This is a genomic window from Sphingobium sp. CR2-8 (assembly GCF_035818615.1).
In the GTDB taxonomy this organism is placed as follows: Bacteria; Pseudomonadota; Alphaproteobacteria; order Sphingomonadales; family Sphingomonadaceae; genus Sphingobium.
This window is the reverse complement of record NZ_JAYKZY010000002.1, coordinates 3084921-3099870: the sequence shown is the minus strand read 5'-3', so window position 1 is coordinate 3099870 and position 14950 is coordinate 3084921. Positions and strand designations below refer to the sequence as shown.

Below are 14950 nucleotides of genomic sequence, written 5' to 3'. Positions count from 1 at the left end.
TGACGAGGCTGGGAAGGCTAGAGAATGAACGCATCGGCTCTTCCCACGCGCAAGGATGAAGACTGGCGCTATAGCGATGTGGAGGCTGTCGCCACCATCTGGCCAACGCCTGCGCCGACGCGCATCGATGTGGCGGCGGGGGACACCGCGCGCCATCATCTGTTGCAGGATGCAGGCGACGGCGCGGCGGCGGTGCATGACTATGTCATCACCATCGCCGACGGGGCGCGGTGCGATTTTCATGTGCTCAATATCGGCGGCAAGCTGGGGCGGGTGACGTTCCATGTCACGATCGGGAGCCACGCGCATTTCGAACTGAACGGCGCGATCCTGGGCGGCGGGGACCAGACGCTGGAGATCATCACCAGCGTCACGCACGCCAAGCCCGATTCGACGAGCGGCCAGACGATCCGGTCTATCCTGGGCCAGCGCGCAACGGGCAGTTATCTGGGCAGCATCAATGTCGCGCGCGACGCGCAGCGGACCGATGCGTTCCAGTCGGTCAAGGCGATGCTGCTGGACCGGACGGCCACGGCCAACGCCAAGCCGGAACTGGAAATCTTCGCCGACGACGTGAAATGCGCGCATGGCGCGACGGTGGGCGAACTGGACAAGGCGGCGCTGTTCTACATGGCGTCGCGCGGCATGGACCCGGCGACGGCCAAGACGCTGCTGCTGCGGTCGTTCGTCGCGGGCGTGTTCGACGATGTCGCGGACGAGGCGGTCAAGGAGATGCTGGAAGCCGCCGCGATCGCCAAGCTGGAGGCGCTGGTATGAGTGATCTTGCCCAGACTTTACGGTTGCGGGATGACTTTCCCGGTGTCGGCGACTGGCATTATCTCGACAGCGCGGCGACGGCGCAGAAGCCGAACGCCGTGATCGACGCGATCGCGCGCGCCTATGGGCCGGACTATGCGACGGTGCATCGCGGCGTCTATGAGCGATCGGCGAACATGACGCTGGCCTATGAAGCGGCGCGGCGCAAGGTCGCCGGGTTTATCGGGGCCAAGTCGGACGGCGAGATCGTCTATGTGCGCGGCGCGACCGAGGGGATCAATCTGGTCGCGCAATGCTGGGCCGGGACGCAGTTGCAGGCGGGCGACCGCATCCTGCTGTCCACGCTGGAGCATCACAGCAATATCGTGCCGTGGCAGATGGTGGCCGAGAAAGTGGGCGCGCATATCGACGTCGTGCCGCTGACCGGCGACGGCAAGATCGACCTGGATGCGATGCGCGCGATGATCACGCCCCGGCATCGCATGGTGGCGCTCGCCCATGTGTCCAATGTGCTGGGTAGCGTGCTGGACGTGCGCCGCGCCGCCGACATCGCCCATATGGTGGGCGCGAAGATATTGATCGACGGATGTCAGGCGGTGCCGCGGCTGGCGGTGGACGTGCAGGCAATGGACTGCGATTTCTACGTCTTTTCCGCGCACAAGCTCTATGGCCCGACCGGCATCGGGGTGCTGTGGGGCCGGGCCGAGCTGCTGGACGCCATGCCGCCCTATCAGGGGGGCGGGTCTATGATCGACAAGGTGACGTTCGAAAAGACGACCTACGCCCCCGCGCCTACCCGCTTCGAGGCGGGGACGCCGCACATTACCGGCGTGGTGGGTCTGTCCGCCGCGATCGACTATGTGCAGGCCATCGGTCTGGACCGGGTCCATGCGCATGAATGCGCGCTGGTGAGCAAGGCGCGGGCGGCATTGAAGGGCATGAACAGCATCCGCCTGTTCGGGCCGGACGACAGCGCCGGCATCCTGTCTTTTGCGGTCGAGGGGGTGCATCCGCACGATGTCGGCACCATATTGGACGAAACGGGCGTCGCGATCCGGGCAGGTCATCATTGCGCGCAGCCGCTGATGCGCCATCTGGGTGTCGAGGCGACCGCGCGGGCCAGCTTCGGCCTCTATAGCGACGACAGCGATGTGGATGCGCTGGTGCATGGCCTGGAGCGTGTGAGGAAGATTTTCGGATGACCGAGGGACGGAAGATTGTGGTGGAAGAAGTCGAAGCGGTGGAAACTCCGCCCAAGGCGCGTGTTGAAGTGGCGGCGGACGCCGCTCCGCGCCAGCGCGACTATCTGGACGGCTTCCTGGCCGCCAAGCCCAGCGAAATCGCGGCGGGCGAGCCGGGCGGCAATCTCTACGATGCGATCATCGATGCGCTCAAGGACATTTACGATCCGGAAATTCCGGTCAACATCTACGATCTGGGCCTGATCTACGGCGTGGACGTCACCGAGGACGGCCATGCGGTCATCACCATGACGCTGACCACGCCGCATTGCCCGGTCGCCGAATCCATGCCGGGCGAAATCGAACTGCGCGTCGGCGCGGTGCCGGGCGTGGGCGACGCGCAGGTCAATCTGGTGTGGGACCCGCCATGGGACCCGCAGAAGATGAGCGACGAGGCCAAGCTGGAACTGGGGATGCTCTAGTTTCTCCCCTCCCTGACAGGGAGGGGATCAAGGGGTGGGTGGCGAGCGAAGTGCGCCTCCGCCCCGTCACATCAAGCGTTGCCTTGTGGCAACGACCCACCCCCGGCCCCTCCCTTCCAGGGAGGGGGAGGATATTGGAATGACCGACGTACAGACCAAGACCCGCGCCCGGCCCGCCGCCGTCATCCTGACGCCGACGTCGCAGGCGCGTATCGCCGACCTGATGCGCCAAGCGCCCGAAGGCGCGATCGGCGTCAAGCTGTCCACCCCCAAGCGCGGCTGTTCGGGCCTGGCCTATTCGGTCGATTATGTGACGCAAGAGGCGAAGTTCGACGAGAAGATCGAGACGCCGGGCGGCGTGCTGTATATCGACGGCGCGTCGGTGCTGTATCTGATCGGATCGACGATGGACTGGGTGGAGGATGATTTCACCGCCGGGTTCGTCTTCAACAACCCCAATGCCAAGGGTAGCTGCGGCTGCGGCGAGAGCTTTACGGTTTAGGGCGGCCATGTTCCCGCGCAGGCGGGAACCTTGCGCATTGTTATCGACAAGCTCGAACCGAACGGAGGTTGGTGATGCCTCATATGCTCATCCTCGGCATGGGTTATACTGCGTCCCGGCTGGCGGATCGGCTGCGGGCGCAAGGGTGGCGAGTGACGGGCGTTCGGCGTAGCGCTGGCGCGGATATCCTGGCCTTCGATGACGACGGTGCCGTCCGCGCCGCCATCGCCAGCGCGACGCACATCTTGTCCTCCGTCCCGCCAGAAGGCGACGCAGACCCCGTCCTCTCGCGCTATGGCGCCGCGATCGCCGCCGCGCCTGCCCTGTGGACCGGCTATCTGTCCTCGACCGGCGTCTATGGCGACGCGGCGGGGGCGTGGGTGGATGAGGGCAGCCCGGTGGGGCAGGGGCGGCGGACCGCCCGCGCCGCCGCCGACATGGACTGGGGGGCGTTGCGCCCCGATATGCGTCGCTTTCGCCTGCCGGGCATCTATGGGCCGGGGCGTTCGGCGCTGGAGCGGGCGCGTGAGGGGAAGGCGCATCGGATCGACCTGCCGGGTCAGGTTTTCAGTCGCGTCCATGTCGATGACATCGTCGCCGGGGTGATCGCGTCCTTCGACGGCCCGCCGGGCGTCTATAATCTGGCCGACGACCTGCCGTGCGCGCAGAATGACGTGATCGAGGCGGCCTGCGACCTGCTGGGCCTGTGCTGGCCGCCGCTCCAGACGATGGAACAGGCGGCCTTGTCGCCGATGGCGCGGGGATTCTACGCGGAAAACCGCCGTGTCGCCAATGGCCGGGCGAAGCGGCTGCTGGGCTGGTCGCCGCTCTATCCCACCTATCGCCACGGGCTGCGCGCCTGTCTTTGATGCCAGCATGCCTGATTTGATCTGTTCCCCGGCGCAGGCCGGGGTCCAGATCGGAGCGAAGGACTGGACCCCGGCCTGCGCCGGGGAACGCTCTTAATAAGAGCCTGACAGCAACTTGGTATAAGGCGTTTCAGCGCATGGTTTACGCCTTGTTAACCGAGGCGGTGCAGGGCGGGAGCATCACGCTGCAAGGATGATCTCATGCCCGACATGCACAAAGCCTTTTCGGCGCTCAGCGACCGGATGACCCATGTGTCCGCGCCGGGCGCCCGAGCCGCTTCGTCCGAATCCGTCGCCAGCCTGCTGGCCAAGGTGAACGCCGCCAAGCGGCGGTACCAGCCCGGCGCGCGTTAGGCGGTCTTGGCGCGCAGGGCGATCGCCATGCCTGCGATGGCGAGCAATGCGCCGAGGATCGCCAGCGCGCTCCAGCGATAGCCCTCCATGACGGTGGAGATCAGCATCGCGATCACCGGGATCAGCACGCTGGTATAGGCGGCGCGGCCTGCGCCCATCCGCTGGATCAGGGTGAAATAGAGCGGGAAGGTCACGACCGACCCGGCCAGCCCCAGCCAGCCGACGCCCAGCACATAGCCCCAGCGCAGGTCGAATTGCGGCGGGCCGACGGTGGCCCAGGCGAAGAGGGCGTCCACCCCTGCGCCGATCAGCATCGCCCAGGCCAGCACCGCCACCATCGGCAGCCGCCGGGCGATCGCCATCCCCTGCATGACATTGGCGCTCGACGCGCTCAGGAGGCCCGCGAGCGAGAAGGCCGCGCCCAGCAGCACCATGTCGGGCCGCATCGTGGCGGCATGATATTCGTGGAGCAACATCAGGACGATACCCGTCACGGCCACCACCGATCCGGTGATGAAGGCGCGGCTAACGGGTTGGCGAAAAATCAGGAAGGACAGGATCGAATTGGGGATGAGCAGCATCGCATAGACGACCGCGACCAGGCCGGAGGTCAGATAATGTTCGGCGCGATAGACGAAATTGAAGTTCAGCACGAACTGCGCCGTGCCCAGCAGCGCGGCATAGAGGATGCCGTCCCAGCCGATCCGCAAGGACACGCCGCGTATCCGGGCGAAGGCCGCCATGGCGACGCCCGCGAGCAGGAAGCGGTAGCAGACCGACCAGCTGGCCGGCACCGATCCGATCTGATCGCGGATGACGATCCAGGTCGAGCTCCAGATCAGGACGACCAGAATGAAGGGCAGGGCGACCGCGCCCTTCGCGCCGGCCTTTGCCTCGTCACCCATGGTCGAGGGCCCGCAGTGCATCGGCCAGCGGCGCGACGCCCTGCGCGTCCTGCGCCCAGTTCGTCACCAGCCGCGCCGCCCCTTCGCCCCAGTCGTAAAAGTCGAAGCCTTGCGCGCGCAGGGCCGCCGCCTCGGCCGCCGTGAGCCGCACGAACACTTCGTTCGCCTGCACCGGGTGTATCAGCCGACCGGCTGCCCCATCCGCCAGCGCCTGCGCCGCTGCATTGGCCGCGCGGGCATTGGCTAGCCACAGGTCGTCCTCGATCATCGCCAATATCTGCGCGGCGAGGTAGCGACCCTTGGAGAAGAGATGGCCCGAGCGCTTGCGCCAGCGCTGTGCCTCGGCCGCGCGGGCAGGGGCTGCGTCGCCGAAGAAGAGCAGCGCTTCGCCGACCATGCCGCCATTTTTGACGCAGCCGAAGCTGAGCGCGTCCACCCCCGCCCGCCATGTGACGTCGGCGGGCGCGCAGCCCAGATGGGCGATCGCATTGGCGAAGCGCGCGCCATCCATGTGGAAGCCCAGGCCATGCGCCCTGGCCACAGCGCCCAGCGCGGCGACGTCGTCCGGCGTATAGACCAGCCCATATTCGGTGGCGTTGGTGATGCTGATCGCACGCGCGGGCACCTGATGCACGTCGGCGCGGATCGCCTTCAGACGGTCGGTCACGATGGCGGGCGTCAGCTTCGCGCCGTCGCCCGGCAGCGGCATCAGGCTCGCGCCATGGGTGAAGAAGCCGGGCGCGCCGCATTCGTCCAGGACGATATGCGCCTCTTCATGACAGAGGACGCCGCCATAGGGCGGGCACAGGCAGGCGAGCGCGATGCTGTTCGCGGCCGTGCCGGTAGATATCCACAGCGCATTGACCGGGGTGTCGAACAGGTCCGAAAAGGCGCCGTCAAGCCGGGCGCTCCACGCGTCGCCGTCATAGCCATGGTCCGCCCGGTCGGCGGCGGCGATGGCCGCCATGATCGCGGGGCTGACAGGCGTGGCGTTGTCGGAGAAAAAATGCATGGCGCAGCGATAGCGATACGACGGGCAGGCGGGAAGAGGCCAGCATCGCCGGGTTGGACGTTTCCGCTGATTAGGTCAGTATATATGACCCATTGTTTCGCTGGCCGCTCTGTGACATAGGCGGCCTCGTCCGAGCCAGAACAAGGAGACTCATCATGGCCGCCGAGCAGAAGTCGCGCTTTACCGTCACTCGCAACAGCCAGGCTGTCGAGGCGAACGCGCGCGCGGTGCTGCTGGAAGATCCGGGCTTCGGCCGGCTCTTTACCGACCATATGGTGACGATCCGCTATACCGAAGGACAGGGCTGGCACAGCCACAAGGTGGAGGCGCGCGCGCCCTTCCAACTCGATCCGGCCTGCGCGGTGCTGCATTATGCGCAGGAAATCTTCGAAGGGATGAAGGCGTATCGGCTGGAAGATGGCAGCATCGCCATGTTCCGCCCGGAGGAGAATGCCCGCCGCTTCGCCGAATCGGCCGAGCGGCTGGCGATGCCCGCCATTCCCGAAGACCTGTTCCTGGAAGCGGTCGAAGAACTGGTGAAGATCGACGCCGACTGGATCCCGACCGGTGAGGGCAGCCTGTACCTGCGCCCATTCCTGTTCGCCAGCGAGGCGTTCCTGGGCGTCCGCCCGTCCAACGAATATATCTTCTGCGTCATCGCATCGCCCGCCGGCGCCTATTTCAAGGGCGGCAAGAAGGCCGTGACGCTGTGGGTGTCGGAACATTATACCCGCGCGGCGCGCGGTGGCACCGGGGCGGCCAAGTGCGGCGGCAATTACGCGGCGAGCCTGGTCGCGCAGAAGGAAGCGATCGGCCATGGCTGCGACCAGGTCGTGTTTCTGGACGCCGCCGAGAATAAGTGGGTCGAGGAGCTGGGCGGCATGAACGTCTTCTTCGTGATGGACGACGGGTCGATCGTCACCCCGCCGCTGGGCGGCACGATCCTGCCCGGCATCACCCGCAATTCGATCATCAGCCTGGCTCGCGCCAAGGGCCATGATGTGCGCGAGGAACCCTATAGCTTCGCCCAGTGGCGCGACGATGCCGCCAGCGGCAAGCTGCGCGAGGCCTTCGCCTGCGGCACGGCGGCGGTCGTCACCGCGATCGGCACGGTCAAGAGCACGACCGGCGACTTCACCATCGGCAATGGCGATGGCGGGCTGGTGACGGAAACGCTGCGCGCGGAACTGACGGGCATTCAGCGCGGTGTCGTGGCCGACCCGGCCGGATGGGTGCGCACGGTTTAACGGGATTTGACCAACCTCCGTTCGCCCTGAGCCTGTCGAAGGGTTCTGCTGAGCGGAGCGAAGCCACTTCGACTGCGCTCAGTGGGGGGCTTCGACTTCGCTCAGCCTGAACGGCGTGGTTACGCGGACCGCCCCTGTCCTCTCGTGCCCTGTCCTTTCGGGCTAGGGCGTGCGGCGGCGCTTTCCAATCCTTGGCCAAGCGCCTAGATAGCCTTCCATGGAACGCTTCGATGTCGTCATATTGGGGGGCGGGCTGGTCGGCCTGACCCTGGGGATCGCTCTTTCGGGTCATGGCGTGAAAACCGCCGTGATCGATCCGGCCGATCCGGTGGACGTGACCGCCGCCGGGTTCGATGGGCGCGTGTCGGCGATCAGTTCGACCAGCTATGCGATGATGAACGCCATCGGCGTCGGCCAGCATCTGGAGGGGAAGGGCTGCCCGATCGATCGCATCTGGGTCAGCGACGGACTGGAGCCGGGCGCGCTCGATTTCGCGCCGGATGGCGATGATGGCGTCATGGGCACGATGGTGCCCAATCGTGACCTGCGCGTCGCACTGGCGCAGACGGCGGCGGAGGCGGCCAACCTCACGCGGTTCCAGCCCGATCGCGCGGTCCATGTCGATCGTAATGCCGACGGCGTCACGCTGACGCTGGCGAGCGGTGCGACGATCCATGGCGCGCTGCTGGTCGCGGCGGAGGGGCGCAACAGCCCGACGCGCGATGCGGCGGGGATCAACACGACCCGCTGGCAATATAAGCACACCGCCATGGTGACGGCGATCGACCACGAAGTGCCGCACGCGAATACGGCCTACGAAATTTTCTATGTCGGTGGCCCCTTCGCATTGCTGCCGATGCTGCCGGGCACCCGTTCCGCCGTCGTTTGGACGGTGCCGACGGAGCAGGCCCCGGCGATGATGAAGCTGGGCGAGCGCGCCTGGCTCGCCGAAGCGCAGAAGCGGATCGGCGGGTTCCTGGGCGAGATCGCTCTGGCGGGACCGCGATCCTCCTATCCGCTGGGCTTCCATCATGCCGCGCGGATAACCGACACGCGCCTCGCGCTGGTGGGCGACAGCGCCCATGCGATTCATCCGATTGCGGGGCAGGGCGTGAACCTGGGTTTCCGTGACGTTGCCGCGCTGGTCGAGGTGCTGGTGGAGGGCATGCGCCTGGGCCTGGACCCGGGCGACGCGCAGTTGCTGGCGCGCTACCAGCGCTGGCGTGGGCTGGACTCGATGATGACCAGCGTGGCGATGGACGGGCTGGTGCGCTTGTTCGACATACCGGGCAAGCTGCCTTCGCTGGTGCGCCGCGCGGGGCTGGCGGCGGTGCAGCGCAGTGGCGCGCTGAAAGGGCGGTTCATGGCCGAAGCGCGCGGGCAGTCCGGGGCGTTGCCGAAGTTGCTGAGCGGCGAGCTGGTGTAGTTCTGCATACTGATTGGCAAGATGCCAGGCGAAGTTGCCGGGCGTCGCGGATGTTTTTCGCTGGTGTGATCGAACGGTTCCTGAAAACCCGCAAATAAGGCGCGCAGCGGATATGCGGAGTCATGGGCAAGCGGTGCTGATGTTTTGGCGAGCGAGATCGAACGCCTCCTGTATACTTGACCCAACATGCTTGGCATCGGTGATATTCTGCTCTTACATGCTTAGGCGGTAATCGTGCCGTGTAACAAAAGGAGCAGATAAGTGAGTTTCGTAGATGCGTGCATCGCCCGTGGGGTGATGATCGCCTTTGCGACCTTGGTCCTCAAGATCGTGGAGGTTTCGCGCTTCAAATAGGATGTGCGACGGACAGAGGGCGGGCGGCAACCCGTCCTCTGGACGAGTGAACCCCCGCCACGGCAATGACGGGGGTTCTGTAACTAAAGCAGATGCGTTCGTTTCGTAGATAATAAATATACGCCTGAAGCGTATAAAATTCAACTCACAACATCCGCCGCAGAACGTCGTCCTTCAGCACGACATGATGGCGCAACGCCGCGCCGATATGGAGCAGGATCAGCGCCGTCCAGAGCCAGGGCAGCAGTTCATGCGCCTCGCCGGACAGGCCGACGATCGCATCCTCCTTGCCCACGTTGAATTTGGGCACGTCGAACAGGAAGAACCAGTTGAGCGGCCGACTGCCCGCCGACGACATGATCCACCCCGACAACGGCATGACGAGCATGAAGGCGTAGAAGAGGAAGTGGGTCGCATGGGCCGCGCCCTTTTCCCATGCGGGCATGGCGGCGGGCAGCGGCGGGGCGGGGTGGGTCAGGCGCCAGACGATCCGCACCAGCGTCAGGCCCAGCACGGTCAGGCCGATCGATTTGTGAACCGGCATCACCGCCCAATCCTTTGGCAAGGCGTCATGGGCGAAACCGAAAAAGAGGTTGAGGAGGATCAGGACGGCGATCGTCCAATGCAGGGCGCGGGCGATGGAGGTATAGCGGGCCATGGGGCGGCTCCTTCTTGCGGATATCTGCCGGAAGCCAGAACCACCCTACCCGATGGTCCTGGCGTCATTTTGGACGAAGCGCCATGCGGCGCTTCATCAGGACTGACGATTGGCGACCAGATTGTCCACCACCGATGGGTCGGCCAGCGTGCTGGTGTCGCCCAGCGCCTGCGCCGACACCTCGCCCTCCGCGATCTTGCGCAGGATGCGGCGCATGATCTTGCCCGACCGCGTCTTGGGCAGGCCGGGGGCGAACTGGATCGCGTCGGGCGTGGCGATCGGCCCGATTTCGTGGCGGACCCATTGCACCAGCGTCTTGCGCAGGTCGTCCGACGCCTCCTGGCCGCTGTTGAGCGTCACATAGGCGTAGATACCCTGGCCCTTGACGTCGTGGGGGAAGCCGACGACCGCCGCTTCGGCCACGGCCTCATGCAGCACCAGCGCGCTTTCGACCTCCGCCGTGCCCATGCGGTGGCCCGACACGTTGATGACGTCGTCCACGCGCCCGGTGATCCAGTAATAGCCGTCCGCATCGCGCCGTGCGCCGTCGCCGGTCGTATATTTGCCGGGGAAGGTGGTGAAATAGGTCTGGAAAAAGCGATCATGATCGCCCCAGACGGTGCGCATCTGGCCGGGCCAGCTTTGCGCGATCAGCAGGTTGCCTTCCGCCGCGCCCTCCAGCACCGTGCCGTCGGCATCCACGATCTGTGGGACGACGCCGGGCATGGGGAAGGTGGCGGAGCCGGGCTTGAGGTCGGTGGCGCCGGGCGTCGGCGCGATCATCGCGCCGCCCGTTTCCGTCTGCCACCAGGTGTCGATGATCGGGCAGCGCCCTTCGCCCACGACGCCATGATACCAGCGCCAGGCTTCCGGATTGATCGGTTCGCCCACCGTGCCCAGCAGGCGCAGCGATTTGCGGCTGGTGCGGGTCACATAGTCGTTGCCCTCCTTGATGAGCGCGCGCAGCGCCGTGGGGGCGGTGAAGAGGGTGTGCACCTGGTGCCGGTCGACCACTTCCCAGATGCGGCTGGGCGTCGGGTGATTGGGCACGCCTTCATACATCAGCGTGGTCGCGCCATTGGCGAGCGGCCCGTAGACGATATAGCTATGCCCCGTGACCCAGCCGATGTCGGCTGCGCACCAATAGACGTCGCCCGGCCGATAGTCGAAGCAGAGCTCGTGCGTCAGCGCAGCCCAGAGCAGATAGCCGCCGGTGGTGTGCAACACCCCCTTGGGCTTGCCCGTGGAGCCGGAGGTGTAGAGGATGAACAGCGGGTCTTCCGCCTGCATCGGCTCGGGCGGGCAGTCGGCATCGACCTTGGCCGCGGCTTCGTGCAGCCACAGGTCGCGGCCGTCCTGCATCGCGATCTGCGCGCCGGTGGCCTTCACCACGACGACGGACGTCACGCTTGGGCAATGTTTGAGCGCGTCATCGACATTGGTCTTGAGCGGCACCGTCCGGCCCGCGCGGCGCCCTTCATCCGCGGTCACGACGATATTCGAATCGCAATCCTGGATGCGGCCCGCCAGCGCGTCGGGCGAGAAGCCGCCGAACACGACGCTGTGCACCGCCCCGATCCGCGCGCAGGCTAGCAGCGCGAAGGCGGCCTCGGGAATCATCGGCAGATAGATGGTGACGCGGTCGCCCTTTTTCGCGCCGGCGGCTTTGAGCACATTGGCGAAGCGGCATATTTCCGCATGGAGCTGGGCATAGCTGTAGCGGCGCGGCTCCGCGTCGGGCGAATCGGGTTCCCAGATGATCGCGGTCTGGTCGCCCCGTTCCGCCAGATGCCGGTCGACGCAGTTGGCGCTGACGTTGAGGACGCCGTCGGCGAACCATTTCACGCCGAAATCCGCCTCGGCAAAGCTGCTTTCGTTGCTTCTGGTCGGCGGCGTGATCCAGTCGAGCCGTTTGGCGCGGTCCAGCCAATAGGCGTGGCTGTCGTCGATCGAGCGGGCATAATCCGCTTCCCGGTCGGCGCGGTTCATCAGCGCGCCTTCGGCCCAGCTGTCCGGCACCGGGAAGAAATCGTCAGACATCAAGCATCCTTTCCTAAGCGAAACTGTTTTCACAGCCTCTTCATGTTCCAACTTAGCGCGATCGGACACGAGGTCCATGCCGTTTGACAACGTTCTTTTGGCGCATCGGGCTGCAATCGACGCCCGGAATTTCCACAATTTGCCGCTTCCCCCGACGGGCGGTCGCGCCTAACAGGAATCGTCTATGTGGCTTCTCTATCAATTCCCGCTCTGCCCCTTTTCCCGCAAGGTCCGGCTTCTCCTGGGTGAGAAGGGGATCGGCTATGACCTCGTGCGGGAATCGCCCTGGGAAATGCGCGACGAATTTCTGGACCTGAACCCGGCGGGCACGACGCCGGTCATGGCCGACGCGGAAAAAGGCGTCACCCTGATCGACAGCCAGGCGATCTGCGAATATTTCGAGGAAACGGTCGAGAAGTTCGCGCTGATTTCCGGCACCGCCGCTGGCCGGGCGGAAGTGCGGCGGCTGACCGCCTTTTTCGACCAGAATTTCTATGGCGACGTGGTCGGCCCGCTGCTGCACGAGCGGATGAAGAAGCGGCTGATCGAACGCGCGCCGCCCGACGCGCGCATCCTGCGCGAGGCGATGAAGCGCGCGAACGTCCATATGGATTATATGGACTATCTGCTCGACCATCGCAGCTGGATGGCGGGGGGCACGCTGAGCCTGGCCGACATCGCGGCGGCGGCGCATCTGTCGGTGGCGGATTATCTGGGCGGCATCGACTGGGCGGGCCATGAGCCGGTCAAGCGCTGGTATGCAGGCTTCAAGTCGCGCCCGTCCTTCCGGCCCTTGCTGTCGGAGCGGATGGAGGTCATCACCCCGCCCGCCCATTATGAAAAGCCGGATTTTTAGCGCCTTTTCCGTTCCCCGGCGCAGGCCGGAGTCCAGTTGCACGGTCCCGACTAGACCCCGGCTTGCGCCGGGGAACAGCCTGTAAAATCAATCCACCTCAGCCGCGAGATAGACGCGGTTGCGGCCATGTTCCTTGGCCAGATAGAGCGCGCGGTCGGCGGCCTTGAGCGCGGCGCGCGCATCTTCGAAGGCGAGCACGTTGGCGACCCCGGCGGAAAAGCTCACCCGCTCCATCCGTTCGCCATTGGCGCGGTTGACGAGGCTGCGGTTGGCCAGATCCTCGCGCACGCTGTCCACCGCCTCGCACGCCTCGGCTGCGGTCTTGCCCCGGAACAGCATGACGAATTCCTCCCCGCCATGCCGCGCCACATGGCAGCGGTCGTTGGACGCCTTGGCCAGCAGGCCCGCGACGAATTTCAACACCCGGTCGCCGGTGTCATGGCCGTGGGTGTCGTTGATATGCTTGAAATGGTCGATGTCGCAGAAGGCGACCGATAGCGTTTCTTCGCTATCCAGCGCTTCCTGCATTTCGGCCCGCAGCACGCTTTCAAAGGCGCGGCGGTTGGGCAGGCCGGTCAGATGGTCATGTTCGGCGGCGCGGCGGGCATTTTCCAGGCTGGACTTGAGCGCCTGGGTCTGGCGTTGATTGTCGCGCAACTGGTTTTCCACCTGACGGGTCTTTTCGACCATCGAACGGGTCAGGCCGACGAGGCGGGAGAGGACCGGTTCATTGTCGCGGCCTTCGCCCAGATCCTTGGCCTGTTCCTGCAAGGCCGCGCCATAATCCTTCGCGCTGTTGCGCGATTCGTGCATCAGGCCGGTGAACTGGGTCAGGTTCTCCTCGACCTTGTCCAGCATGGTGGCCAGTGATTCGGGTGTGACTTCGTCCGCGCGCTGTTCGGCCGCGATCGATTCGACCCAGCCATTGGTGATCTTGCCCCGTTCCATCATGACGGCCCGGATCGCCTTTTCCACGCCGATATTGGCGCCGGTCAGATAGTCCAGCGCGACGCTGAAATTGATCGGGGTCAGGTCCAGGTCGTGGGCGAACAGAAAGTCGCCGATATCGGTATAAAGCTGGCGACGGCGGTTGATTTCGCGGCTGGATGCGGTGCCGCCACGCGGGCGCTGCGCTTGCTCCGTCTCTTCTTCCTCCGCTTTGCCTGAAAACCCCTTGGCCCAGCGCGCCAAGCGGTCGGTCAGCCCATGTTGCGGGCTGGCGGAAGAAGAATGTGCCCCAGTCATGGCCCTCATAACGGCCGGCGCGAAACAAGGTTAAGGTATCGGCAGCGAAATAATCGCGTCAGATGTCGGCGCTGACCAGCCAGTCGCGGAAAATGCGTACGGCGCGGGTCTGCAAGGCGCGCGGACGGCAGACGAAGAAGTAGCGATAGGGGCTTTCGACATGGAGGGGGAACAGCCGCACCAGCCGGGGATCGCCCGCCTGTTCATAGTGGCTGGCATGCATCACCGCCACGCCCAGGCCCTGGGCGGCGGCTTCCAGCATCAACTGGCCCGAATCATAATTGTCGATCGCCAGCGGTTGCAGGTCGGGCAGGCCCGCCGCTTCCTTCCACGCGTCGAAGGACAGCGCCATGTCGCGGTGGAGCAGGACCGTCTGCTGCGCCAGTTCGGTGGGAGAGGCCAGCGCCTGCGGCCCCTCCGCCAGTTCGCGGCGGCCGATCAGATAGACTTCCTCATGATCCAGTTCATGCGCGTAGAGGGCAGGGTCGATATCCTTGGCCATCAGCACGATCGCGGCATCCAGCCCTTCGCCCAGGCGCGCGATCGCATGGGGCGTGGTTTCGATGTCGATATGCAATTGCGGATGCTGCTGGCGCAGCTTGCCCAGATGCGGGAATAGCCGCTGGGTCGCGAACAGCGGCATCACCGCCAGCCGCAGGCGCAACTGATTGCCGCCGCTCTGGATATTTTCCAGCGCCAGCGCCAGGGAATCGAGCGCCGGGGCGATATCGTCCAGCAGCCTTTGCCCCTCGACATTGATTTCGAGCGCCTGATGCTTGCGGTCGAACAGGGGGCGGCCGATGAAGCGTTCGAGCGCCTGGACGCGGCGGCTGAGCGCGGGCGTCGACAGGGCGAGTTCCTCCGCCGCCGCCTTGACCGAGCCAAGGCGAGCAACCTGAACAAAGGCCTCCAGGGCCGTGAGGGGCGGCAATCTGCGCATGTCTCATCAAATATCAAAGCCGGTGCGCTGCGCCGCGTCATTGCTTCTTGTCGAGCGCACCGCGAACCGGGGTTCAAGCATCCTGTGCCCACTGAGCAGGAA

At 65.5% G+C, this 14950-nt stretch carries 15 protein-coding genes; 9 read left to right on the top strand and 6 right to left on the bottom strand.

Annotation, left to right across the window (positions count from 1 at the left end):
* The first annotated feature begins 24 nt into the window (after window positions 1-24).
* From U5A82_RS19095 to U5A82_RS19070, 6 genes are all read left to right on the top strand, one after another.
* Complete coding sequence (locus U5A82_RS19095) at window positions 25-777, top strand: SufD family Fe-S cluster assembly protein (RefSeq protein ID WP_326292445.1); 753 nt, start codon at window positions 25-27, stop codon at window positions 775-777.
* Window positions 774-1979, top strand: a complete 1206-nt coding sequence (locus U5A82_RS19090; RefSeq protein ID WP_326292444.1) for an aminotransferase class V-fold PLP-dependent enzyme — start codon at window positions 774-776, stop codon at window positions 1977-1979. The genes U5A82_RS19095 and U5A82_RS19090 overlap by 4 nt, the downstream gene beginning before the upstream one ends.
* Window positions 1976-2440, top strand: coding sequence for an SUF system Fe-S cluster assembly protein (locus U5A82_RS19085; RefSeq protein ID WP_326292443.1), 465 nt, complete (start codon window positions 1976-1978; stop codon window positions 2438-2440). Before U5A82_RS19090 ends, U5A82_RS19085 begins: the two co-directional genes overlap by 4 nt.
* A gap of 139 nt (window positions 2441-2579) precedes the next feature.
* Window positions 2580-2942: a HesB/IscA family protein gene (locus U5A82_RS19080; RefSeq protein ID WP_326292442.1), complete on the top strand. Its 363-nt coding sequence runs from the start codon at window positions 2580-2582 to the stop codon at window positions 2940-2942.
* Window positions 2943-3016: 74 nt separating this feature from the next.
* Window positions 3017-3811 (top strand): Rossmann-fold NAD(P)-binding domain-containing protein, encoded by a 795-nt coding sequence (locus U5A82_RS19075; RefSeq protein ID WP_326292441.1) that lies wholly within the window; start codon window positions 3017-3019, stop codon window positions 3809-3811.
* 201 nt (window positions 3812-4012) lie between these two features.
* Window positions 4013-4165 (top strand): hypothetical protein, encoded by a 153-nt coding sequence (locus U5A82_RS19070; protein ID WP_326292440.1) that lies wholly within the window; start codon window positions 4013-4015, stop codon window positions 4163-4165.
* Here the strand turns inward: U5A82_RS19070 and U5A82_RS19065 are convergent.
* Both U5A82_RS19065 and U5A82_RS19060 read right to left on the bottom strand, forming a co-directional pair.
* Window positions 4162-5070: a DMT family transporter gene (locus U5A82_RS19065; RefSeq protein WP_326292439.1), complete on the bottom strand. Its 909-nt coding sequence runs from the start codon at window positions 5068-5070 to the stop codon at window positions 4162-4164. The genes U5A82_RS19070 and U5A82_RS19065 overlap by 4 nt on opposite strands.
* The gene (locus tag U5A82_RS19060; protein WP_326292438.1) at window positions 5063-6082 is read right to left on the bottom strand and encodes a threonine aldolase family protein; all 1020 of its coding nucleotides are present in this window, start codon (window positions 6080-6082) and stop codon (window positions 5063-5065) included. The genes U5A82_RS19065 and U5A82_RS19060 overlap by 8 nt, the downstream gene beginning before the upstream one ends.
* Window positions 6083-6237: 155 nt before the next feature.
* Here U5A82_RS19060 and U5A82_RS19055 point away from each other — a divergent pair, with 155 nt between their 5' ends.
* Together U5A82_RS19055 and U5A82_RS19050 are read left to right on the top strand one after the other, a co-directional pair.
* Complete coding sequence (locus U5A82_RS19055) at window positions 6238-7329, top strand: branched-chain amino acid aminotransferase (RefSeq protein ID WP_326292437.1); 1092 nt, start codon at window positions 6238-6240, stop codon at window positions 7327-7329.
* Window positions 7330-7546: 217 nt separating this feature from the next.
* On the top strand, window positions 7547-8755 hold the full coding sequence (locus tag U5A82_RS19050; protein WP_326292436.1) for an FAD-dependent monooxygenase: 1209 nt from the start codon (window positions 7547-7549) through the stop codon (window positions 8753-8755).
* Window positions 8756-9254: 499 nt separating this feature from the next.
* Here U5A82_RS19050 and U5A82_RS19045 read toward each other — a convergent pair whose 3' ends face one another.
* Both U5A82_RS19045 and acs read right to left on the bottom strand, forming a co-directional pair.
* Window positions 9255-9767 (bottom strand): cytochrome b, encoded by a 513-nt coding sequence (locus U5A82_RS19045; RefSeq protein ID WP_326292435.1) that lies wholly within the window; start codon window positions 9765-9767, stop codon window positions 9255-9257.
* A 96-nt stretch (window positions 9768-9863) separates the two neighbouring features.
* A complete protein-coding gene (gene acs / locus U5A82_RS19040; RefSeq protein WP_326292434.1) occupies window positions 9864-11807 on the bottom strand; it encodes an acetate--CoA ligase in 1944 nt (647 codons plus the stop codon).
* A 184-nt stretch (window positions 11808-11991) separates the two neighbouring features.
* Between acs and U5A82_RS19035 the strand changes: the two genes are divergently transcribed.
* Window positions 11992-12663, top strand: coding sequence for a glutathione S-transferase family protein (locus U5A82_RS19035; RefSeq protein WP_326292433.1), 672 nt, complete (start codon window positions 11992-11994; stop codon window positions 12661-12663).
* A gap of 87 nt (window positions 12664-12750) precedes the next feature.
* Here U5A82_RS19035 and U5A82_RS19030 read toward each other — a convergent pair whose 3' ends face one another.
* A complete protein-coding gene (locus U5A82_RS19030; protein ID WP_326292432.1) occupies window positions 12751-13908 on the bottom strand; it encodes a GGDEF domain-containing protein in 1158 nt (385 codons plus the stop codon).
* 58 nt (window positions 13909-13966) lie between these two features.
* On the bottom strand, window positions 13967-14848 hold the full coding sequence (locus U5A82_RS19025; protein WP_326292431.1) for a LysR substrate-binding domain-containing protein: 882 nt from the start codon (window positions 14846-14848) through the stop codon (window positions 13967-13969).
* Window positions 14849-14950: the final 102 nt, after the last annotated feature.

Coding starts and splice junctions, on each gene's coding strand:
- U5A82_RS19035 (WP_326292433.1), top strand. CDS start 11,992: ATGTGGCTTCTCTATCAATTCCCGCTCTGCCCCTTTTCCCGCAAGGTC.
- U5A82_RS19080 (WP_326292442.1), top strand. CDS start 2,580: ATGACCGACGTACAGACCAAGACCCGCGCCCGGCCCGCCGCCGTCATC.
- U5A82_RS19065 (WP_326292439.1), bottom strand. CDS start 5,070: ATGGGTGACGAGGCAAAGGCCGGCGCGAAGGGCGCGGTCGCCCTGCCC.
- U5A82_RS19090 (WP_326292444.1), top strand. CDS start 774: ATGAGTGATCTTGCCCAGACTTTACGGTTGCGGGATGACTTTCCCGGT.
- U5A82_RS19070 (WP_326292440.1), top strand. CDS start 4,013: ATGCCCGACATGCACAAAGCCTTTTCGGCGCTCAGCGACCGGATGACC.
- U5A82_RS19025 (WP_326292431.1), bottom strand. CDS start 14,848: ATGCGCAGATTGCCGCCCCTCACGGCCCTGGAGGCCTTTGTTCAGGTT.
- U5A82_RS19085 (WP_326292443.1), top strand. CDS start 1,976: ATGACCGAGGGACGGAAGATTGTGGTGGAAGAAGTCGAAGCGGTGGAA.
- U5A82_RS19055 (WP_326292437.1), top strand. CDS start 6,238: ATGGCCGCCGAGCAGAAGTCGCGCTTTACCGTCACTCGCAACAGCCAG.
- U5A82_RS19095 (WP_326292445.1), top strand. CDS start 25: ATGAACGCATCGGCTCTTCCCACGCGCAAGGATGAAGACTGGCGCTAT.
- U5A82_RS19060 (WP_326292438.1), bottom strand. CDS start 6,082: ATGCATTTTTTCTCCGACAACGCCACGCCTGTCAGCCCCGCGATCATG.
- U5A82_RS19075 (WP_326292441.1), top strand. CDS start 3,017: ATGCCTCATATGCTCATCCTCGGCATGGGTTATACTGCGTCCCGGCTG.
- U5A82_RS19050 (WP_326292436.1), top strand. CDS start 7,547: ATGGAACGCTTCGATGTCGTCATATTGGGGGGCGGGCTGGTCGGCCTG.
- acs (WP_326292434.1), bottom strand. CDS start 11,807: ATGTCTGACGATTTCTTCCCGGTGCCGGACAGCTGGGCCGAAGGCGCG.
- U5A82_RS19030 (WP_326292432.1), bottom strand. CDS start 13,908: ATGACTGGGGCACATTCTTCTTCCGCCAGCCCGCAACATGGGCTGACC.
- U5A82_RS19045 (WP_326292435.1), bottom strand. CDS start 9,767: ATGGCCCGCTATACCTCCATCGCCCGCGCCCTGCATTGGACGATCGCC.